The organism is Thiomicrorhabdus sp. Milos-T2, from assembly GCF_000702325.1.
Classification (GTDB): domain Bacteria; phylum Pseudomonadota; class Gammaproteobacteria; order Thiomicrospirales; family Thiomicrospiraceae; genus Thiomicrorhabdus.
On record NZ_KL370891.1, the window covers coordinates 542,978 to 565,426 of the forward strand.

Consider the following 22,449-nt stretch of genomic DNA (forward strand, 5'->3'; position numbering starts at 1 on the left):
TTTTCTTGTTTTTTTAAGCGGCAAATCGTTGTTGATTAGCAGTGTAAAAGGAATAAAGTTGCTGATTACAAGGTTTTAAGTAAATGTCCTGTAAGTCTGCCAAAGACCAACCTTGTTTAATATGTTCATCAATCAGCTCATCGAGTTCATCAATCCAATTTTTGCGTTTATTGGTTAAATAGGCGCAATTAAGATTCAATAGCCCTATAGTGTATGTCGCTTTGAACTCGTCAGTCGCGTTCAAGTCTTTACGAGGAACCACACGACCATCAGACAAATAAGCAAAGAAATCTTGGCAATTAGGCTGTAAAGGCGAGATGAATAAATTTGGATCATAATTACTACCTTTTGCATTACCTGCAAATTGATCTACTCTGTTTAGGTGTTTTAAGTCATCTGAACTCAGCGCACTCATCACCAAATTGTGATAATCAAATGTTCGTTGGGGATAGCGGCTTTTTGGCTGAATATGCTCATTGTGCACACCTATACCAAAATGTGCAGGGTTGATTTCTGAATACGAACATAATCCACTTTGTTCGTCAGTCAAGATACTCAATAAATCAGCCTTATAACCAAATGACGACCAACGACTTTTCGCTGCATCTGTAGTTGCAGGAGGTGTTAAATGTGCTTGGTTGAGGTGATAATTCCCAGTTCCTGTTTTTAGAATAGGACGCATCAGTTCTCCTCGCCTTTTAGAAACTTTTTTCGACGAATTGAACGCTCAATTTTTTGCAATTGAGGGTGAGCAGCATTTAAACTTTGTCTCAGCCCGTGTAAAAGTCTTTGCGCTTCATTGGATTGATAATCACCTTGGTCTACCAACTCCGTTAGCCTTTCAAGTTGCGTTTTTTCGGCAACAGGCGGCTGAGGGTTCACGCCCATAATAGCTTCAAGCACATCATTACTCGGTTCGCCATAAGAAAAAGCTTTAGGCACTGATGCAATCATTTCGCCGTTTATTTCACCCAACACACGAATACATTCTTTCGATACTGTTGAAAGCACTTGGGGACTATGACTGGTGACAATAAATTGGATTCTGGGGAAGGATTCTCTTAGAGATTTCAGAACTGTTTGTTGCCAGCTAGGGTGAAGATGCATATCAACCTCATCAATAAACACGATGCCATCAGTTTTTTCTGAAGCTGTATCTTCATGGTGTGGATTTAGCTTAGCGCAACGCCATGCCATATCGGCAACCATCGACACCATCGCTCTCACACCATCACTTAATAACGATACTGGAAGTACACCTAAATCAGGATGACTCATGGCTAGCTCTTCATGCTGAAAGCTGTAATGAAAATTACTCCAGCCTTCCGATGCTAGAACCTTGTTCACGCTTTTTTGAACACTATAGACTTGATTCTTTAAATTTGAACCTGAGTATTCATCCATGGCATTTTCTTGCATCACACCAAAAGTTGCCTTAATCATCCACTCTTGAACTTGCTTATAAGAAGATGCTGCAGAAAAACAATCTTCATAGCCCATGCTTCTACTAGCTTTTAATACCAGCTTACGTTTCATATTTTTGTGGCTGTTCCATAGCCGACCTGAACCGTAATAAGCCATTAAAGGTAGATCAATTTGAAGACGACTGCCTAGAGCTTGCGATAAATCTTTTGCATAGTGATTGATAGCTTCGGCTTCTCCACTTGTGGTTCGTCCTTTGGCACTTCTTAGTTCTCTTTTTATGTCATGCTTACCACTAAGAAAAGTTACTTTGGCTGATGCAATAACAGGGTATAATTGCTCTTGTTCAAGGCTGTTAGGTTCAGCAAAATAACGAGCATCATGTTTATCAAAATTTTTAGCTCTTCCTAGCTCAAAACTTGAAAAAAAGGATCCAAGAGCAACTGAAGCACCGTCCAAGATAGAGGTTTTTCCTTGGCCGTTTTTAGCAACAATCACTGTTAGATTTTTGTGGAAGTCAATTTCTATTTTTGGAAATCTTCTAAAGTTTTCTAATTTTAGACTATCTAATTTCATAAGCTTTCTTCAGGTTTGGTGGCTTTTTGTAAAAGTGCATCCAAATTATAATTAACGCCAGCCACGCCAAAATCAGGTTCTTGGGAAAATGGATTGCGAATGTAATAAGGTCCTTTGTGGTTCTCGCCATCAACAATCACTATCGCCAAGATGAATTTATCTGATTGGTTTAAGCCATAGATAATTTCATTACGACTAATGGTAATGGTTGTTTGACCTTTTGCTCTACCTTTAACTTCAATATGACGGTCTGGTCGGATGGAACCGTCAGTATTGGTAGGCGGACGAGAGGTGACGTCCCAACCACATTTCTCAGCCCCAACATCTTTGACATCAAATCCAAAACTCCGCTCAATTTCCATTACAGCATTCATAGCAACGCGTTCTACTCGTGAACGAGCTTCAGCATCCACAGTAAACTGTGTTTCACCTTTACGATAGGCGAGTAAACCTTGAGGAATGACAAGAGCCCCCCCCATGACAACAGGCGTGCTGGAAATGACATTTTTGAGGTCAGTAAGTTCTTTTTTACGTTGCTCTAAACGAGCTGTGAGTTCATCTACTCGACGGCGAGCCATTTCTGGCTGCATGCGTGGCTGTTTGCCTGCCTGAACATCGTCTTGCAGTTTGATATAGCGATGAGACCAATAGTTGATTTCTTTCACTAAACGTTCATTCACAGCACCAAGTGTTTTATCTGCTTGTCGTTCTCGGCGTGATTTCACCTCTTGATAATGCTCAGGCACAAGGTTCTGTGAGGCATGATTCAACGCTAACAACTCTAGATTTTGGTTCAACCATCCTGCATTCAAAATATCTTGTACGAGCTTTATGTCATAATTATCTATGGGCTGCAAATCTAAATGCGGTGCCCAGCCAGCATTGGTAGCCGAAACCTTCTCATCAATTTCGACAAATTGTAATCGACGAGAAGCGACTGTCTCTGAGCTGCTTTCTCTAACAGTATGGTCAACCATAAATAGTACTTTTGGCTCTAAGCCATCATCATTCGGGTCAACCAATACCGCACCTTGTTTTAGCTTTGTACGATGTGCTTGTAAGACTAAATCAGTAGCAGCATGCATAAGAGGATGTGCAGGATGAATTAAATCGGCCATCGGCTTTCCTGTGACACGAACATTTTGTTTTTCAAAACAAATACGTTCATATTTACGCAAAACCGGCGTGCGAGACTCACCAATAACTCGATCACGTTCACGTATAGCTGCAGGAACATGACGAACTTCAAACCTTCCTGTCTCTCGGCTTCTCATTTCGCCACCTAACGTTTTAAACGCTTCGGTAAAAAATGCTCGAATAAAGTAAGGTTGGAGTTTGCGTGCTTCAGCTTTTTCCATTTCCTCTTTGACTGCATACAGATCTTCAAGCCCCATGTGCTGTTCAACTAAAGCATTGCGGCGCAGAATTTCTTTTAGGTGATCTGCATCCAAAGCACCTTCAATGACTTCATTCATTTTGGCTTTGGTTTCAGGTGCTTCGCCATAACGAATTGCATCTACCAAAAGTTCTTTGAGCGATACGTTTTCAAACGCTTCACCTAGCACATCAAAGACTTTGCCTCCGAGTGCTTCTCGCTCCACTTCGATTTTGTCGAATAGCTTTTTAAAGACTTCACCTTCACGAGTTTCAGAAGCTACCATATTCCACAGATGACAGACTTCGGTTTGCCCGATACGGTGAATTCGGCCAAAACGCTGCTCTAAACGATTAGGGTTCCATGGCAAGTCGTAATTGACCATCAAGTTAGCATTTTGTAAGTTCACACCTTCACCAGCAGCATCGGTTGCAACCAACACAATCACTTCAGGATCGTTACGAAACTCTTCTTGCACTTTACGGCGTTCATCACGGTTGGTTGCACCATAAATAGTGCGAACTGCGTTTGGATTTCCAAGCATGTCACCAATGCGTTTTACTAGGTAATTAAGCGTATCTTTATGCTCTGTAAAGATGAGAAGCTTGCGACGAGAGCCACTGCTGGAAAACATTTCGGGTTTGTCTTGCAGTAGATAAGAAAGTTCTTCCCACTTTTTATCGTTGCCTGACTGCACTACAGAGAGTGCCTGATACTCTAAGTCTTTTAAACTGAGAATTTCAGCTTCTAATTCTGGAATGGTTTCTGCAGCAGATGCTTGATCAACAACCTGTTCTGAGTACTCTTCGTACTCTTCAGCACTCAAGTCTTCATCGAGTTCATCGAAACTATCTGGCAGATCAATTTGTTTTTTAACTGTATATTGACCAAGCGTTTCAGCAATACCTTCTTTTTGGACAGCCTGACCTCTAGCCATCAGTTTAGTTTCTTCCAGACGATCCTCAAGGCGTTTACGACGACGCTTAAGAGATTGATAGATGGCTTCAGGGCTGGATGCAAGTCGGCGTTGAAGCATGGTTAAAGCAAAGCCAACATTATTTTTCTTTTTGCTATCGAGCTTATCAGCACGATTCATCTCTTCACGAACGTAAGTTGTGACCTGTTCATAGAGAGAAGCTTCCATTGAGGAGAGCTCATAGTTGGCTGTGTATGCACGACGCTCAGGAAAGAGAGGAGTACCATCAAACTTAAGCAGCTCTTCTTTGACCATGCGACGCATCATGTCTGAAACATCAACTTTATGCGCACCTTCACGGAATTTGCCATAGAAACGATCCGAATCAAGAAGAGAAAGCCAAATCTGAAAATCTTCTTCTTTACCGTTGTGCGGGGTCGCTGTCATCAGTAAGAAATGACGGGTAATAGAGCCCAGCAGTTCGCCCAACTGGAAACGCTTGGTTTTATTAATCTTGGTGCCAAAGTAACTCGCCGAAAGTTTGTGAGCCTCATCCACGATGATGATGTCCCACTCGGTATTTTTGAGTTTATCTTGAAACTCTTCGCTACGAGAGAGTTGATCTAGCCGACAGATCAGTTGATCGGATTCATCAAAGTAATTACCTGATGCACATTGTTCTTGCTTCTCTCGACTGAAAATATCAAAGGTAACCCCAAATTTTTCTAGCAATTCATCTTGCCATTGTTCTGTTAGCGAACCAGGTGAGACGATCAAAATACGCTTTGCATCACCACGCATTATCAATTCTCGAATTAGCAAGCCCGCCATAATGGTTTTACCTGCTCCAGGATCATCTGCAAGCACAAAGCGTAGCGGTTGTTTTGGAAGCATTGACTCATAAACAGCAGAAATCTGATGAGGAAGAGGCTCGACGTTAGACGTATGAACAGCCATCATTGGATCAAATAATGAAGCTTGGCTAATACGATAAGCTTCAACACCTAATTTAAATTCAGCACCAGGCGCATCAAATGCCCACGGACGACCCTCTGTCGCCAACTCAAGCTTTGCTTCATCTGAGCGGAATAACATTCGTTCACCAAGCTTGCCTTGGTTATCTTTGTAGTAAACAGTTACAGCTGAGTCACCAACAGGCTCTACCTGAACAATACGAACGATTTGTTCCGAGACAATTCCTCGTATCTGAGCGTCTGTTGTTATGTCTTCGAGTTTAAGCACGAAAAAATCCTGTTCTTTTCTTCATTTTTATAAAGTCAAATGGCAGTTAAACCGTTGTAATAGTCGATGTGAAAATGATTTACCCTTACACAGCACCTGTATACGTTTTTGTATGATTTGATATGGTTTCAAATATAGATTACTGACAAAAGCTCCAAATAAAAGTAGCAGTACTATCATCACGAATAGTAATCCGCTTTTCTCTATAGATGGGGCAGGGAACCATATGAATAAAAGCCCAAAAATTAATGTATGAAAAACTATTACACCTAGTTGAGAAAATCCCTGTAATAGAACCCAGCCTGACACACCAATTTTGAAGTTAGTTCCATTCCATCCAAATGAACCGATTCTGTTGATAGTTTTTATATCTTGATCACTAAAGTCGTAGCGCTCAATTAGATTAAACAAAGCTTCTCTTTCTCGAAATCCAGTAATTAATCCAAAACGTCTTTTAAAAAGCCTTTCATTGTGTAAAGCTTCATAATTCGAATCCGAAAATTCTGTAACTCGTCTTTGAATCGGGGCGTACATTTTATTGTCGAGCATCTGATTATTGTTTTTTTGATCATTACTCTTCTCGTAATTTGCAATCAAATCTTCTAACTTCTGGTCTAACTTTTTCTCTGCCATTTTTGGCTTATTTCGATTAATGGAAACGACCTTGTCATTCTTATCATCAGACACTTTGATGACCTCCTAAGAGAGACTGGATTAGTTCGACTTCGGCTTGCCCTGATCCTGATGGATTTTCTATATAAAAACGATATATGGCACCAATCCATGAAGTAAATTGTTCTGGTGAAAACTCTTTTCCTGATTTTTTTTCTGCATTTTTAACAACTTCTATCGCCCTATGCAAAAAATCATTATTTAGACCGTTTCTATTACCAACTAATCGCGGCTGAAGCTCTTTTCCAGCAAGAATCCATAACGGATCAACATCATAAACTTGGTACAACGAATACAAAACATCTGAAGGAATCTGCCGTTCCCCCCGTTCATAGTTCTGCTCTCCTCTTAAAGATATTCCTAAACCTTCAGCAAAAGCTTTTTGAGAAAGCCCCAAAAAATTGCGAACAGAAAGAAATCGTTCAGATACTAAATTTTGGCTAAATGTGCTTGACATTACTCAACTGTGCTCTAAAATCTAAATTATTAGATTAATTTAAACCTGAATTTAGAGTGATGTCCAATACTATTCAACTTAATCGTAGAGAGTTCATAAAGTACCAGCTCAGATTACAAGGCTCATCAATGGCTGAAATTAGTCGTGAATTGGGGATTTCAGCATCAACTGTCTCCCAGGTTTGTAGCGGGGAAAGAACATCTCAACGGGTAATAACAGCAATTGCGAAGAAGCTTAACACATCAGTTGAAATGCTAATGGACTGGCATAAAGGAGAGTGAAATGGCTTAGTAAAATAGGTAGTTTTCTTCAATCCAGAAATGCAAAAGGCCCAAATTTATGGTTTGAGCCTTGCAATGATTTTATCGAATTGGACCCCGAAAATCTCAATTGTGCTGCATCTCTAGGTATTTTTCAACCTTTTATCGCTTTTTTGTTATTGCGATAGGGTTTCTTATTGCCTGTGACGGAGGTTTTCCAATGGCACAACAAAAATTATCACCCCGTGACGTCTGTCGAATTGCGATTGATGAAAGACTCTCTCATCGAGAAGTCGCCAGAGTAGCAAATGTCAGTGCAACAACAGTCAACAAATATCGTTCCTTAATGAAAATTCATGGCATTAAGAACAAAGACGAGCTGAATAAGCTATCAAATACAGAGTTAGAAGAAATCATCCAAGCTAGATATAAAGGTGCCTCAAAGAACTTCATTGAACCCGACTGGGATCAGGTTTATCTTGAATATCAAAAACGTGATGTAACTATCACCTTGCTTTATCAAGAATATGTTGAGGCTAGCTCAGACATAAATGGCGCAACACTTCTATCTGAATCCTCTTTTGGCCGAAGGCTTCGAAAGTTTTGCCAAGTACGTGGACTTTCAATGCGTCAAACACACCTCCCAGGTCAAGAAATGTTTGTAGATTTTTCAGGAAAGCACCTGTTTCTGACTGATCCTAAAACAGGTGACCGGAAACCAATTGAGATGTTTGTTGCGAGTCTCGGCGCAAGTAGGATGCTATTTGCGACAGCTGTAAAAACGCAGAAAAAAACTGATTGGATTGAAGCAAATGTAAGAGCGCTCGAATATTTTGGCGGAACTACCGCTATGATCATACCAGACAATCTAAAGTCTGCAGTCACAAAGCCTGGTGGAAAAGGAAGAGACCCACAAGTTAACCGAAGTTACCTTGACTTTGCTGAACACTATGGAACTGTAATCGTGCCGGCAAGACCCCGTATGCCCAAAGATAAATCTCTCGCTGAAATTGGCGTCAGAATTGTAAATATGTGGATTATTGCTTCATTGAGAAATCATGTTTTTTACAGTCTTTCGGATATGAATATGATGATTCTGTCTAAGATTGACTATTACAACGAACGAAGAACTAGAAGATTAGGGGCTTCAAGAAGAGAGCTTTTTGAAGAGTTAGAAGCAGGATGCTTAATGCCACTACCTCCAACTCGGCATGAATATACCGAATGGCGCGATTCAGTTAGAGTGCCAAAAGATTATCACATTTCACACAATAAAGACTTCTATTCAGTACCACACCACCTTGTTGGTCGTACTGTCAGCTATTGTGTCACGAGATCCACAATCAGAGTTTACAGTGAACAGTCTTCAAAGCCTGCAGCTATCCATACATTAGGACCTGGCATTGGTGCTAATATCACTAATCGCGAGCACATGCCTGAAGCACATAAAATCTATGCAAGTCAGAATGTTGAAGAACTTCTTGAATGGGCATCTTCAATAGACGAGGAAATAAAAATATTGTTTGAAGCAATTATTGCCAACAAGCGTATTCCTGCAATAACAGCCATTCGACAAATGTCAAAAGGGCAAAAACTGGTAAAAGAATACGGTCATGATCGTTTTGCTAGTGCATGCCAATACGCCAACTCAGTTGGTACTCAAACTCTCCCAAGTATTGAAAATATCCTTCGACTCAATATGGATCTTCGAAAAAGTGTGGATGAGAGTGAGTTTATTGCAGAACCTTCTCCCCACAAAAACATTCGTGGCTCAGAAGCTTATAAAGGAATTAAATGATGCAGTTTAATAACATAGCCTTGTCTCTCAGAGCACTTCGTCTTGGTGGAATGGCTGATGCTTTAGAGCAACAGCTTAATTCTCCAAATTGGCGTGAGAGTTCATTTGAAGAACGACTTGAACATTTAATCACTGAAGAGAGTAATCTTAGAAGTCATCGCAAGGTTGAGCGTATTCGCAAAAAAGCAGAACTACGCCATAATGCACAACCCGAAAACTTTGATTTCAGTCCATCAAGGGGAATTGATAAGTCGGCTATAGTCAGCCTCTTTCGGTGTGACTGGATTAGAGATGGTAAAACCAATTTATTACTTTCTGGGCTTACTGGCACAGGGAAAACATGGCTAGCGTGTACATTTGGACATGCAGCAGCAAGACAAGAATTAACTGTGAAATATCACCGTGTGGGTCCTCTTTTAGAAGAATTGGAATATGCTCAGCATGACGGACTTCGGTTGAAAAAAATGGAAGAGCTTAAAAAGTTCGACCTCCTAATTCTTGATGATTTTGGATTGGATAGACTGAAACGAAACTCTACGATTGACCTTCTCAGCATTCTTGATGATCGTGTCGGTCGCAAAAGCACCATTGTTGCAGGTCAAATGCCTGTTTCTGACTGGCATGAATATCTAGGCGGTGATGCTACGGCTGATGCAATTATGGATCGCTTAGTTTATAGCAGCCAAAAGATTGAACTGAAAGGCGAATCAATGCGCTCTAAGCATCGAAAAGCTCCAGAGTAGTCATATAAAGCAATAAGAAAAAATCTCTGCCCATTTTCATTAATGAGGCAGCTATTTTTATAATTCTGGTGACCAGTTTTCTAGTAGTTGATGACCAATAAAATGATTGAGTTGATCACCTTAGAAAGGTATTAGCTTACTTATTAACAATTCAAAATTGACTGTTGGTAATTACATGCTAAATGTCAATGTGGGTTCTAAACATAAAAGCTTTCTAAGTGTGATGGGCACTTAATATCAGGTGATGAAAGTGACCAATCTCAATCAAAGGAAGTGAACATTCTTTTAATTAAATTGTCTCGCTCTGTGACCGTCGCCAGTGAGTAGAGAAGTCATCGAGTACATTCATAATAAAGCTATATACGTATCTGAACTTCAGAGTCTTAAAGGCCAAAAACGATTCCCTCATGTCCCATTAATTTCTCAAGATAAAAGTGAAAGGTTAAGCTTAGAAAAACATCTTAAACGACTGGCTTTTAAAGCAATCATTGATATTGAAAAGATGAGGCCTGGCTTAGAGTTGTTTCTTTCTAAAGCACAAACTAATAAGGGATATCTTGTACGGTTAGACAGTGTGGCAGAAGTGAATTGCTACTTAAGTATGCTACAAGAGCTTCGGGTTCCTTTTAGAAAGATGCAGGTTTCAATTGAGCCTCCAAAAAAAGGTGGGATTAAAGAAAGTTATAGTCATGAGCAGATGCAATGTTATTGGGCTAGCGTGATTAAGCCATTTATGCCTAGAGGCTATATTCCGAGTGCAAAGTTTTTAGCTGAAATTCATTCATCAAATCCCTATGGAGTTATTTCTTTAAGGTTTTATCAAAATAGTGAAAAGCCAGCACCAGAGTTTCAAAAGTTGATTTTTATTTTTGCATTATTTTTTGCTGTAAAGGTTTCTAAATAATGAATTGATATAAAGAAAGTTAATTTCTGGAGGTGTTTTTGTCCTTACCTATAACTCCGAAAAGGCCTTCCAGTAACATTACATATAGCATTAATCCAAAAGCAGCTAGTCCAAAGGTCTCCAATAGTATTTGGCCTAGTCATATATTGGTTCAGTTTATTTCCCCTGTCTATAAACAGCTGTTTGTTTACTGTTCCTTCTTAGAAGAAATTTCTGCGGCATTTTCACTTCCAGTAGATGATCTCAAACGGATTAAAGATAATGCTTTGAAGATCGCAGAAATAAAAACTTAAAAAGGTAAACCACTCTAACTAGGCTTATCTAGTGATGCTAAAAAATAATCATGAATTTAAAGCTTATCTTTTGCTTTTCAAAGCGTAGGTGTGCCCATGACGCAAGTTGGAATTCGTATTTACCCCAGTAGTTGTTTCGAGAAAAAAATAATGAGCTTTAAACCTACTGGGTTCAAAAGTTTCAAGATTACATTCAGGGAAAAACAACTCCTCTAAGGTTGAATATCTATGTCTCAATTGTCACCAAGGATGAGTTTGATCAGATAGAAGTTGAGCCTTTGCTAAGCAAAGATAATGGCTTTGAGTTTTTAGATCACTATCAGTTTGCTATTTTTTTGCGCTGCTTTAGTTAACTTAGGAAATGGCTCAAGTCTTGATGCTCTCTATTTTGAATCACTAGTTAAAGCGCTATGGTGATTTGACTAACCAAATTATTAGCAGGTTAAATAATGTTGATAGTAAGCTGATACCAAACCAAATCGAGTATTTGTTATGAGACTTTGCTTCAAAATCTTCAAGACTACATTGGATTCTTGGTGTTACTGGCAATAGCCCAGAAAAATTGCCTTGATTGGGATAGTGCAAAGTCCCTTTGTAACATTGAAGTCCGTATGCCATATCAAGCGGCAGTAAATATTGTTCTGTAAGTTGCTCAGCTACTTTTGAAGATTCATTAGAATGATAAATTCCTAAGATAATCGTTAGGATAGCTAATGTTGCAATCCATGTTTTTAAAAAGAGAGAGAGTTTTACTTGTGAGGCTCTGTTTTGTTTTGTGTATTCATCTGTCATAAATAATTCCTTCTAGTGCGAGTAAATACCTTTCTCAAAAATAACTTACCAAGAAATTACAAGCCGTCAAATTTTGAGAAAGCTATGCTGAAATTTAGTTCAACCTGTTCAGATAATGCTTTTTAGTACCGATGTTAAGTTCAGCAAAATGAAAGTACCCAGGTTTGTTTTTAAAGGCCATCATTCTTAATGATGCTGATGTACTCAGATGATCAGCCATCTTTATAGCATTGCCAGAGACAAAACGGCATACCCCCATCCTCTCTTTCCAAAGCAATAGATACTGCAGAGTTTCAGCGCCTTGTTGCCATGAATTTGTTAACTTTTGAAGTGAATCATTAAGAAGCATTAATGTCAGTTGCTCATGATCCACAAGTCTGCCAAGAGAAGTATGAGTCTTAAATCCTAAGGTTTTAATCTTTCCAAAGTCATGTAGAAGTGCTGCAATCATCGCAACTTCAGCCTCATTTTTAGATACAGAAGATAATGAGATTACGGTTTGGTATGTCATTAGAGCGCACTCAATTGAATGAGATATAAGGCCACCTGGAAAGCTATGGTGATGCTGTTTACTTGCTGGTAGTGAGACAAAATCTTGCATGTGTTCATTCGATGACAATACATCAATCATGAATCTTTTTAGGGGTTGTAGCGTAATTGATTCGACTATCTCAAATAAGTGATATAGAGAATCAAAGTCGTAGCATGACTTGTATATTGGATTGATTTGTTCAATGGTAAGGGGGCTTTTAAACAAACGCCAGTTAAGGATTTCAGCTCTTGTAGTGACCTCAATCCAAAAATAGATAAAATCATTGTGTTGAAGTTTTAAGGCATTGTATTTCTGAATTATTTGACCATAGGTATTTTGGTTGACCCTGAAGCAATGAGTATTGGATTGCTCATCTATTACGCTGATAAGGTAATCATTGAACCCTGTGTATGAAGGATCTTGTAAAAAAGTTCCGGCATAGCCGAAGACTTGTTTACCATTGTTTTTTATCAAAGCAGATTTTTCAGAGAAATTATTTAACAAATTCATAGAATTTCCTCCGGCGATAATTTGTTTAGGAGTAGCGATTTAAGTTCTTTAAAGACATCGTTCAGATTTCCTTGCAAAGGAAGCTGGCTTTTAATCCATTTTTGAAGAGCTTCTTTATTATCCGAGCATTCACCAAAGCCTAGGACAAAGGTAAGGTGATTGCCATCCTGAATGTTGAAAACATGTACTAAGTTATTAACTAAACTGCTAACAATCTCTGGATCACGCTTAACTTCAATTAGATTGTGTCCCGAATATTGGTTGAGGTTGGCTAAGTGTTGTCTCACTAAAAATGGGGGAGGGTTTTTTTTAATTGTCCTGTTATTCATTTTCCATTTCTCCTAAATATCGAGTCGGTTGTCATTAAGATCTAATCTAGAACTAAGTAATGTTTCAAACGCAGAGCCATCCTGTCGAGTAAGGTTAGGCACATATCGTGAATAGACCTGAAAAAGCATTTTGGTTGTGGTGTGTCCCATTTGGCGCGCAATCCATTCAGGGCTTTCTCCTGCTGCTAGCCACAGGGTCGCAGCTGTATGCCTAGTTTGATAAGGTCTTCTCTTATTAAGGTTGCAACGTTTTAGTAATGGATACCAGATTCTTTTAGTGACATTGCGATGGTTTAAGGTTTTTCCTTCACGGTTAGTGAAAACCCACAGGCTAAGCCCAGTTCTTTCTTTTTGTCTTAAAAATGCTTCAAAAACTGGTGTAGACATTTGTATGTCTCTGAATGACTCAATGGTCTTGCCTGTTTCTTCTCGACCGTTTACGATGGTTTCTCTTATTAGGATAAGGCGATTTTTTAAGTCAACGTATTTCCACTTTAAACCGTCGATTTCACCTGTACGCATTCCTGTAAAAAACCGAATCAAGTAATAGTCACGAAAATCAGCGGGGCAATACTTAAGCAAAAGTTGAACTTCCTCTAAAGAGAAAGGCTCTACATCGGTTTTATTTACCTTTAATGCTTTGATATTTTGATAGGGGTTGTTAAAATCAAATCGGTCAGCCGCATCAGTAAATATCATGCGAATAATCGTCATGATGTGGTTAATTCGGTCAGCAGAAAGCCCAATCTTTTTTCCGTTCTTAACTTTGGCGAGTGAGGCACGGAATTGAAGAATTTTTGCTTTAGTGATGTAGCTGACTTTTGTATTACCAAATGTCTTATTTAGATAACCTTTGATAATTTGTTCAACATTCTCCTTATAAGAGCGTTTCCATCGAATTTCGTTTTCTTCAAACCAAACTTTTGAAAAATCTTCAAACAGTGGTGTTTGGTCAGAGTACTGGTCATACCTTTTTTGGTTGCTGTGTTCATCAAATTTTTTGGCATTAAGGCTATCTGAAAAATAGTGCGAATAAACAAAAGTACCTAGTTTTATTTCTGCATCAATTCGATCCATAACCTTTTGCATTTTTCGTCGGTTTGAAGCGGTGTCCTTGAACTCTGAATATTCGCGACATCGAGTTCCTTTATATCTAAAATCAAAAAACAGTTGTTCATTGGATTTTCTAACTCTTACGCTACCCATGACAATAGCCTCCTCTTTTCATTGGAATGGTATTGTTTGAAGGCCTTGTTCTTCTGTTTATTTCTTTTTTCACCTCTGGCCAGACATAACGAATGTTCCGTCCAAAAGGTCTTATAAAGTGAACGCCTTCAATAAAAAATTGCTCTTTAAGTCGATTGATATAGTTGGGTGAAAAACCAAGTTCATGAGCTAGTTCTTTTGCAGTTAAATAATCTTTCATAGTGAAGTTCTCTTATTTTTGTATATATGTATATTTGGTATACACGTATACATGGTATACAAAAAAATAAACTTGTCAACTTGGTAGACAGTATTTTTGTATAATAATTATCTTAGTTAGGAGAGAGGCTATGAAAACTCAAGTAAACGTTAGGCTTACAGATCAAGACGTTAAAGATTTGGATGCTGTCAGAATGAAGATTGCTCAAGAAGAGGGTTCTATACCAACACGATCTGATGTTGTTAGAAGGGCTTTAGATGAGTTGATTAAAAGTTATAAGATTGAAAAGTAGTGCTAATTAATAAACTCTAAAAAATGCTTTCACTGTTTACATAAAGAAACTAGAAAGGATTCTCTTTGATTTTAATAAGTAAGAAGTTTATGCTGTATTAATTTTTATACTTACTAGCTTCGTAGTTAAATGTAATAGGGCTGTTCTAATTCTATGGGTAAAATTTTATTAAGCTGGATTGGTCAAACAGACTTAGATATGTATTCAAAGAAGGAAGTTGGACCAGTTGAAGGCTTTTTGAGAATGCATCAAGCAGAAGCAGAAAACTGTTTTTTGCTTTTTAATTATTCGTATGAGAAGGTTCAACCATATTTGGATCACTTATCTCAAGAGTTTTTCGAATTAAATATACACCCAACGCCAGCAAACATTGAAAATCCAACGGCTTATCCAGAGATCTACTCTGGTGTATTCCAGTTATTAGAAACCATTTCTGAAACTCTAGAGCTAAAAGGGTCTCAATTAAATATACTTCTAAGTCCAGGCACGCCAACTATGCAAGCTGTTTGGGTTCTTTTAGCTAAAACTCGTTTTCCTGCAGTATGTTGGCAAGGTTACCAAGGCAAATACTCTATTGCCGAACTGCCTTTCAAAATAGATGTAGAATTTATCGAGCAAGCAAACGAGACCTCAGATAGATTATTGCAAACAGCTTTTCAACAAAATCACATATCTAAGAGTTTTGATTCGATTATTGGTGAAAGCGGAATTATTCAAGCTCAAATTCATAAAGCACATAAATTATCCCAACGAAACGTACCTGCATTAATACTTGGCCCAACAGGTTCAGGTAAAGAGGTCTTTGCACAAGCGATCCATAGTGCCAGTCCTCAAAGTAGAGGTGAATTTGTTGCAGTAAATTGCGGAGCGCTTCCAAAGGATTTGGCGGAATCTATCTTGTTTGGTCACAAGCGTGGAGCCTTTACGGGTGCGGCATCTGACCAAGAAGGTCTGATTAAAACTGCTCATAAAGGTACTTTGTTTCTGGATGAGATTGGTGAGTTATCGCTTGAGTTACAAGTAAAGCTTCTCAGGGTTCTGCAAGAAAAATCATTCCGTCCGCTAGGCGCTAAAAGAGATGAAAGCAGTGACTTCCGACTGATTGCTGCCACGCATCAAGACCTTTTAGAAAGAGTGGTTGAGGGAAGCTTTAGAGAAGACCTTTTTTATCGTATCGCAGTCGGAGTTATCAAACTCCCGTCACTTATTGAAAGAGAAAACGATATCGAGCTTTTAGCCGATTTTTTACTTGGTAGCATTAACCAAGAGCTAGGTGATCAGCCTGGATATGTGAGTAAAAAATTTAACAATCAAGTAAAAAAAGTTATTAAAAGTCATTCCTGGCCTGGTAATGTTAGGGAATTAAGATCGACCATCTTAAGAGTATGTGCTTGGTCTGATGGAAAAGAAATCTCTGCTCGGGAATTTGAAGATGCCATTATTAAAAGATCATCAACAAAATCAAACATCCTTGTGGATGAAATATCTCAAGGTATTGATTTAGATGAAAAAATAAATCTTCTCCAAAGCTATTATATTGATAAAGCATTCGTTTTAACGGCAGGTCAAATCACTAAAATGGCGAAACTTTTAGGGTTTAAAAATCATCAAACCTTAAAGAAAAGAATCGAAAACTTACACCAAGATTAAGGAGTTGGCATATCTCTCGCAATAAGTTTAGTAACTTTTAGTGAGAGATTGCCCAAATGACGTTAATGAAAACAATGATTTCAAAAAACTTTGAACAAGTAAGAGATGTATTGCCTCATTGTGCTGATATGGCGGCTTACGCTGAAAACTATATTTTCACTGATCCAGAAAGTGCTCTAGTTAAGTTACGCAACCTATCAGAAATTATTGTCTCGCAAATCTACTACGATTTAAAACTTCCAAAACCTTATAAAACCACTTTTAATGATCTTCTAATTAATGACAGCTTCACAAGCTTGGTAAAAGAACGTGTTGTCTTGGATAAGTTTCATGCTATCCGTAAAAAGGGAAATGATGCTGCTCACGGTAAGCAAGTCAGCTCTCAGACCGCATTATGGATATTAAAAGAAACATGGCACATTGTTAAGTGGTATGTCGTGACTTTCGATAACCAAGAAATAGGTTCAACAATTTTTATTGAGCCAGTTCCTACAGAAGAAGAAAAGGCCAAGCTTAAAGCGGTTAATAAAAAAACAGCTCAAGAGCTTGCCGTAAAAGAGAACTTACTAAATCAAGCATTAGAAGAGCTGAAAGCTGCTAAAGAAAAAGAGCAAGCTCTGCTTAATCAGATTGATGTGACCGCGTTAACGGCGCAGCAAACTCAAACCCTGCAGGCTAAATCAAGTAAAGCAACAAGTGCACTTAACTTCTCAGAAGATGAAACACGTCAACAGATGATTGATGCCGACTTGCGTGATGCAGGTTGGTTAGTCGGTGTAAATGGTCAAAACACAGAAGAAGTTACTCAAGAAGAAGAGTTAACAGGCCTGCCTACTCAAACTGGTAAAGGTTATGCAGACTATGTGCTTTGGGATGACGATGGCAAGCCGCTTGCCGTCGTTGAAGCCAAAAAAACTAGCGTAGCGCCAGATACAGGTCGTCATCAGGCAAAAAATTACGCCAATAGCCTAGAAAAACAATATGGGCAAAGACCGCTAATTTTCTATACCAATGGTCCAGAAATTTGGATGTGGGATGATGCCGCTGGCTACCCGCCCAGAAAAGTGTATGGCTATTATTCAAAAGACTCTTTGCAATACCAGGTAACCTTTAAGCGCACCCAAAAGAAAGCTTTAATTACCGAAGTGGATATTGATAAATCCATTGCAGGCCGTCCGTACCAAATTGAAACAATTACCCGTGTTGCCGAGCATTTTGAGAAAAAACAAACCAAAGCCCTTATTGTGCAAGCAACAGGGACAGGTAAAACGCGTGTCTCTATTGCATTAACAAAACTGCTCTTAGAAGCCAGCTGGGCAAAACGCGTGTTATTTTTATGTGACCGAAAAGAGCTACGCAAACAGGCTCGCAATGCCTTTAATGAATTCATTAATGAACCGATGCATGTAGTGGGCATGAAAAAAACGGAAGACCTCTTTAAGTCTCGAATTGTCGTATCAACCTACCCAGGCATGATGAGCAAATACGAAGATTTAGATGTTGGTTTTTTTGATTTAATCATTGCCGATGAATCGCATCGTTCTATCTACAATACCTACAAAAACATCTTTGACTACTTTGATGCGTTACAGGTTGGCTTAACCGCTACCCCTGTAGAGATGATTGCTCGTTCAACCACACACATGTTTGACTGCGAATATAAATCACCAACCGCTAACTATACCTTAGAGCAAGCGGTAGAAGATAAGTTCTTAACCCCGTTTAAAGTCATTGAGCACACCACGCAATTTATGCGTGAAGGCATCAAGGCCGAGAAATTATCGGATGAACAAATTGCTGAGCTCGAAGATCAAGGCACTGACCCGAATGAACTCGACTTTGATGCCGAGCAAGTCGATAAAGCTATTTACAATTTAGGCACCAACAGAGCAATTATCAAAAACCTTATGGAAAATGGTTTACGAGTTGAAGACGGTCAAACACTTGGCAAAAGCATTGTCTTCGCACGCAATATTCGTCATGCTCGAATTCTGCAACAATGTTTTGATGACATGTACCCACAATATGGCGGACAATTTTGCCAAGTTATCCACTCAGAAATTAAAAATGCCGATCAGCTTATTGATGACTTTAAAGGCGATGGCGATAATAAACTGCTTACGATTGCCATATCAGTCGACATGATGGATACCGGTATTGATGTGCCAGAAATATTAAACCTAGTATTTGCTAAACCTGTTAAATCTAAGGTCAAATTTTGGCAGATGATTGGTCGTGGGACCCGCTTATGCGAAAACTTATTTGGGCCAGGAAAAGACAAAAAACAGTTTGTGATTTTTGACCACTGGAAAAACTTTGAATACCACGAAGTTAATGTCGAAGACGATGAAGGTACTATCCAAAAGTCAGCTGCACAGGTTCTCTTTGAAACACGAATTAACCTCGCACAAACCGCACTCAAAAAAGCAGAAATGGATGCCTTTGATACCGTACAAAAACTGATTCGTGCCGATATTGAAGCCTTAGACAAACGCAGTATTCCGGTAAGAGATAAGTGGCGTGAAATTCAAACCGTGCTGGCAGGCGAAAAGCTCAATGCTTTTGCCCCTGAAACTATTCATGTCTTAAAAACCGATATTGCACCTTTAATGCAATGGCGTGATTTGCGCGGTAAGTCTAAAGAAATCAAGTGGGATAAAGACGTTCATCAAGCCCAACTAGAATCTCTGGCCAATAAACCCGATATGCTAACTCACCGCGAAACTATAATGGCACAAGTCTTAGCGTTGCCAATGTCACTCAATGCGGTTCGAGCTAAAGCCAAAACCATTAACGCTATGCAAAAAGACACCTTTTGGGAAGACGTCAATTTCTCAGAACTGGAAGAGGCAAGAATCGATTTGCATGATGTCATGCAATATCAAACAGCAGTTGAGCCACCTCCGCCAGGATTCTTACCTAAAACGATTGATGTCAAAGAAGACGAAGGCCTTTATGAAACAGGGGAGCGTAAAACCAACTTAACATCAGTGGATGCGTCAATTTATCAACAAAAGGTAGAGGCGGCTTTAAAACAGTTGTTTGAAAATAACGAGGTACTCAAAAAGATTCGTTTAGGGCAGCCCGTAACCGAACAAGAGCTGCAAGCACTCAACAGTTTAGTGCACACACAAAACCCAGAGTTAGATCTTAATACCCTAAAAGAGTTCTATCCTGAATCAGCAGGGAATTTACAAGCTATCTTAAGAGAGATGGTCGGAATGGATACCGATGGTATTGATTATCTATTTGATGCCTTTGTGCAAAACAACAGACTCAATGCAAACCAACTGCGTTTTATAGATATGCTCAAACAGCAAATCAAAGTACACGGCAAAATTGAAATGGACATGTTATTTGCCCAACCCTTTACCCAAATACACACAGAAGGTTTGTTCGGGGTTTTCCCGTTAGAACAGCAAGCCATGGATATTGTGAATATGCTTAAGCCTTATCAGGCTCAAACAGAACAGCAATAAAACCTTTACTAAAACAATAAATAAAATAATAAGAGAAACACATGATTACAGGCGAACTAAAAAGTAAAATCGACAAACTTTGGCAAGAATTCTGGCAAGGTGGCATTGCCAATCCGCTCACTGTGATTGAGCAGGTCACTTTTCTAATGTACGCTCGCTTATTGGATATGGAAGAGCGCAAAGACGAAAAACGCGCACAAATTACCAACAAGCCGTTTAATCGTCGTTTTAATGATGATGAACAACACATTCGTTGGGACAGCTTTCGTCACCAAAGTGCCGAGCAAATGTTGCACACCATTCGTGACGAAGTGTTTCCGCACTTTAAACGACTCGCCGGTTCATCAGAAAGCCTTTTGGGAACTTACCTAAAAGACGCTCAGCTGATGGTGCAAAAGCCTAACCTATTGGTTAGTGCGGTTAACCAAGTGAACGAACTGCCATTGGAAGACAGTGACACCAAAGGCGATTTATATGAGTATCTACTCTCTAAGCTCACCACAGCAGGCATTAACGGCCAGTTTAGAACGCCACGCCATATTATCCGCATGATGGTTGATATGTGTGACCCAACAGTCGAAAACACCATTGCCGATCCAGCCTGTGGAACAGCCGGTTTTTTACAGCAAGCACACGACTTTTTGCTACAAAAATACACCTCTGAACAAGGGGTGCATTACGAAACCATCATTAACCAAAAAGGCGAAAAAGAACAACAAGCCACCTATAGCGGAGATTTGTTAACTGATGAGCAGCGTAAGCACCTAAACAACAGTGCCTTATTTGGGTTTGATTTTGATGCCACCATGTTGCGAATTGCAGCCATGAACTTATTAATGCACGGTGTAGAGCAACCGGGTATTTACTACCAGGATACGCTAAGCCAAAGTTTTAGCGAACGCCATCCCAAGCTTGCTACAGGCAGTTTTGATTTAATTCTCGCTAACCCTCCGTTCAAAGGCTCGTTGGATGAAGAAGATGTCGATGGCAAAATTCTCAGTATGGTCAAAACCAAAAAAACTGAATTACTGTTTGTAGCGCAAATTCTAAGAATGCTCAAGCTTGGAGGGCGTGCCGCGGTGGTTGTGCCGGATGGCGTTTTATTTGGTTCCAGTAAAGCCCACCAAAAACTGCGTGAAACGCTCATTGAACACAACCAGCTTGAAGGCATAGTTTCTTTACCATCAGGCGTATTCAAACCCTATGCAGGGGTGTCCACTGCCATACTATTTTTTGCCAAATGCGGCAGTACAGATAAGGTCTGGTTTTATAACTTAGAAGCCGATGGTTACAGTCTGGATGATAAGCGTAGCAAAATTGATGCAGATGATTTACCGGATTGTTTAAAACAATGGCAAAACTACCAGGCCTGGTTAAATGCTGGGGATGAAAAAGCGATTCAAACAGCCTTTGGTGATAAAACTCAAAAAGCCTTTTTGGTTGATAAAGCAGAAATTGCCAGCAATAAATACGATTTGTCGATAAACCGCTATAAAGAAACTAACTATGAAGAGGAAGTTTACAAAAATCCCATAGTTTTACTAAATTCTTTGAAACGTATTGAAGAAGAAATAATAGATGAACTTAATGGTTTAGAGGGTTTGTTGAATGGTTAAGCAGGAATCATTGAAGAAAAATGTGAAAATTCTTTCGGGCTTTGCTTTTAGCTCAAGTTGTTTTAATAATGATTCTCTTGGCTTACCTTTAATTAGAATAAGAGATGTTAAACGTGGTTATAGTGATACATATTTTAATGGTGAGTACAATCCTAATTTTTTAATTAATAATGGTGACATTCTTATAGGTATGGATGGGGAATTTAATGTATCAAGATGGAATGGTGGACTAGCATTATTAAATCAGCGAGTATGTAAAATAAATTCTGCCGATGACACACAACTTGATGAACACTATCTACTTCATTACTTACCAAAACAATTAAAAATTATTGAAAGAAACACACCTGCTGTCACCGTAAAACATTTATCCGTAACAAAAATCAATGAAATTAAAATTCCATTACCTTCAATCGAAGTTCAAAAATACATTGCGGAGATTTTGGATCGAGCGGAGGCGTTAAAGCAAAAACGCCAACAAGCCTTGGCACTGGCCGACGAATACCTTCGCGCCACCTTCCTCGACCTCTTCGGCGACCCAATCACCAATCCTAAGGGGTGGGGTAAGCAAACAATGATACAAGTATGTGATTTTGAAAACGGTGACCGTTCTAGTAAATATCCTAGTGGTTCCGACCTGGTTGAAAGCGGTATCTTATTTTTAAATACTAAAAATATTGTTAATGGTTTTTTGAGTTTCAAAGAAACTAACTTTATTACTGAGCAAAAGTTTTCAGAGTTGTCGCGGGGCAAACTTCAAAAAAATGATTTAGTTATTACTCTAAGAGGAACTTTGGCAAACTGTGCAATTTTTGATTGTAAATACAATACCGGTTTTATAAATGCGCAAATTATGATAATTCGTCCTCATGATGACAAAATTAATTCTGTTTTTCTGCATGCGTTGATAAATAGCTCGCCTATACAAAGTTATCTAAAATCAATTGGCCAAGGGGCAGCAGTTCCTCAACTAACAGCTTCACAGCTTAAATCATTTGAAGTGATGGTTCCTCCAAAAACCGAACAAATTAAATTTGAGCAAATTGTCAAAAAAGTCGAAGCCCTAAAAGCCAAAATGCAAACAAGCGAAACCGAAATCGAACACCTCGCCAAATCGCTTTCCCAAAAAGCCTTTCGTGGCGAACTGGTTAAATAAAGCATTACT

The 22,449-nt window shown here is 39.0% G+C and carries 19 protein-coding genes; 9 read left to right on the forward strand and 10 right to left on the reverse strand.

What is annotated here, in order from left to right; all coding sequences use genetic code 11:
- Nucleotides 1-13: 13 nt before the first annotated feature.
- From BS34_RS0102325 to BS34_RS12130, 5 genes are read right to left on the reverse strand one after another with little or no spacing between them, the layout of a single operon-like run.
- On the reverse strand, nt 14-682 hold the full coding sequence (locus tag BS34_RS0102325) for a retron system putative HNH endonuclease (protein WP_051640643.1): 669 nt from the start codon (nt 680-682) through the stop codon (nt 14-16).
- Complete coding sequence (locus BS34_RS0102330; RefSeq protein ID WP_029406948.1) at nt 682-1,998, reverse strand: AAA family ATPase; 1,317 nt, start codon at nt 1,996-1,998, stop codon at nt 682-684. The genes BS34_RS0102325 and BS34_RS0102330 overlap by 1 nt, the downstream gene beginning before the upstream one ends.
- Nucleotides 1,995-5,531 (reverse strand): helicase-related protein, encoded by a 3,537-nt coding sequence (locus BS34_RS0102335; protein WP_029406949.1) that lies wholly within the window; start codon nt 5,529-5,531, stop codon nt 1,995-1,997. The genes BS34_RS0102330 and BS34_RS0102335 overlap by 4 nt, the downstream gene beginning before the upstream one ends.
- Nucleotides 5,532-5,558: 27 nt before the next feature.
- Nucleotides 5,559-6,218: a hypothetical protein gene (locus BS34_RS0102340; protein WP_029406950.1), complete on the reverse strand. Its 660-nt coding sequence runs from the start codon at nt 6,216-6,218 to the stop codon at nt 5,559-5,561.
- Nucleotides 6,211-6,660, reverse strand: coding sequence for a helix-turn-helix domain-containing protein (locus BS34_RS12130; protein ID WP_038126236.1), 450 nt, complete (start codon nt 6,658-6,660; stop codon nt 6,211-6,213). The genes BS34_RS0102340 and BS34_RS12130 overlap by 8 nt, the downstream gene beginning before the upstream one ends.
- Nucleotides 6,661-6,719: 59 nt before the next feature.
- On the opposite strand from BS34_RS12130, the gene BS34_RS13205 reads away from it, so the two are divergent.
- The 4 genes from BS34_RS13205 to BS34_RS0102370 all read left to right on the forward strand — a co-directional run bounded on the left by BS34_RS13205 (nt 6,720) and on the right by BS34_RS0102370 (nt 10,365).
- On the forward strand, nt 6,720-6,941 hold the full coding sequence (locus BS34_RS13205; protein WP_038126237.1) for a helix-turn-helix domain-containing protein: 222 nt from the start codon (nt 6,720-6,722) through the stop codon (nt 6,939-6,941).
- A gap of 199 nt (nt 6,942-7,140) precedes the next feature.
- Entirely contained in the window at nt 7,141-8,718 is a 1,578-nt protein-coding gene (gene istA, locus BS34_RS0102360; RefSeq protein WP_029406951.1) for an IS21 family transposase, read from the forward strand.
- Nucleotides 8,715-9,461, forward strand: a complete 747-nt coding sequence (istB, locus tag BS34_RS0102365; RefSeq protein ID WP_084151546.1) for an IS21-like element helper ATPase IstB — start codon at nt 8,715-8,717, stop codon at nt 9,459-9,461. Before istA ends, istB begins: the two co-directional genes overlap by 4 nt.
- A 319-nt stretch (nt 9,462-9,780) precedes the next feature.
- Nucleotides 9,781-10,365 (forward strand): hypothetical protein, encoded by a 585-nt coding sequence (locus BS34_RS0102370; RefSeq protein ID WP_029406953.1) that lies wholly within the window; start codon nt 9,781-9,783, stop codon nt 10,363-10,365.
- 701 nt (nt 10,366-11,066) lie between these two features.
- Here the strand turns inward: BS34_RS0102370 and BS34_RS0102380 are convergent.
- From BS34_RS0102380 to BS34_RS0102400, 5 genes are all read right to left on the reverse strand, one after another.
- Entirely contained in the window at nt 11,067-11,450 is a 384-nt protein-coding gene (locus tag BS34_RS0102380; protein ID WP_029406954.1) for a hypothetical protein, read from the reverse strand.
- A gap of 94 nt (nt 11,451-11,544) precedes the next feature.
- A complete protein-coding gene (locus tag BS34_RS12470) occupies nt 11,545-12,492 on the reverse strand; it encodes a TraI domain-containing protein (protein WP_029406955.1) in 948 nt (315 codons plus the stop codon).
- A complete protein-coding gene (locus BS34_RS0102390) occupies nt 12,489-12,821 on the reverse strand; it encodes a hypothetical protein (RefSeq protein WP_029406956.1) in 333 nt (110 codons plus the stop codon). The genes BS34_RS12470 and BS34_RS0102390 overlap by 4 nt, the downstream gene beginning before the upstream one ends.
- Nucleotides 12,822-12,833: 12 nt before the next feature.
- The gene (locus tag BS34_RS0102395; RefSeq protein ID WP_029406957.1) at nt 12,834-14,027 is read right to left on the reverse strand and encodes an Arm DNA-binding domain-containing protein; all 1,194 of its coding nucleotides are present in this window, start codon (nt 14,025-14,027) and stop codon (nt 12,834-12,836) included.
- Nucleotides 14,020-14,247: a hypothetical protein gene (locus BS34_RS0102400; protein WP_029406958.1), complete on the reverse strand. Its 228-nt coding sequence runs from the start codon at nt 14,245-14,247 to the stop codon at nt 14,020-14,022. The genes BS34_RS0102395 and BS34_RS0102400 overlap by 8 nt, the downstream gene beginning before the upstream one ends.
- Before the next feature lie 130 nt (nt 14,248-14,377).
- Here BS34_RS0102400 and BS34_RS12935 point away from each other — a divergent pair, with 130 nt between their 5' ends.
- The 5 genes from BS34_RS12935 to BS34_RS0102425 all read left to right on the forward strand — a co-directional run bounded on the left by BS34_RS12935 (nt 14,378) and on the right by BS34_RS0102425 (nt 22,440).
- A complete protein-coding gene (locus tag BS34_RS12935; RefSeq protein WP_158660964.1) occupies nt 14,378-14,539 on the forward strand; it encodes a ribbon-helix-helix domain-containing protein in 162 nt (53 codons plus the stop codon).
- Between the two features lie 153 nt (nt 14,540-14,692).
- The gene (locus BS34_RS0102410; protein ID WP_029406959.1) at nt 14,693-16,189 is read left to right on the forward strand and encodes a sigma 54-interacting transcriptional regulator; all 1,497 of its coding nucleotides are present in this window, start codon (nt 14,693-14,695) and stop codon (nt 16,187-16,189) included.
- 56 nt (nt 16,190-16,245) lie between these two features.
- On the forward strand, nt 16,246-19,668 hold the full coding sequence (locus BS34_RS0102415) for a DEAD/DEAH box helicase family protein (protein ID WP_029406960.1): 3,423 nt from the start codon (nt 16,246-16,248) through the stop codon (nt 19,666-19,668).
- A gap of 41 nt (nt 19,669-19,709) precedes the next feature.
- Nucleotides 19,710-21,284, forward strand: a complete 1,575-nt coding sequence (locus BS34_RS0102420) for a class I SAM-dependent DNA methyltransferase (RefSeq protein ID WP_029406961.1) — start codon at nt 19,710-19,712, stop codon at nt 21,282-21,284.
- Nucleotides 21,277-22,440: a restriction endonuclease subunit S gene (locus tag BS34_RS0102425; RefSeq protein WP_029406962.1), complete on the forward strand. Its 1,164-nt coding sequence runs from the start codon at nt 21,277-21,279 to the stop codon at nt 22,438-22,440. Before BS34_RS0102420 ends, BS34_RS0102425 begins: the two co-directional genes overlap by 8 nt.
- Nucleotides 22,441-22,449 lie beyond the last annotated feature (9 nt).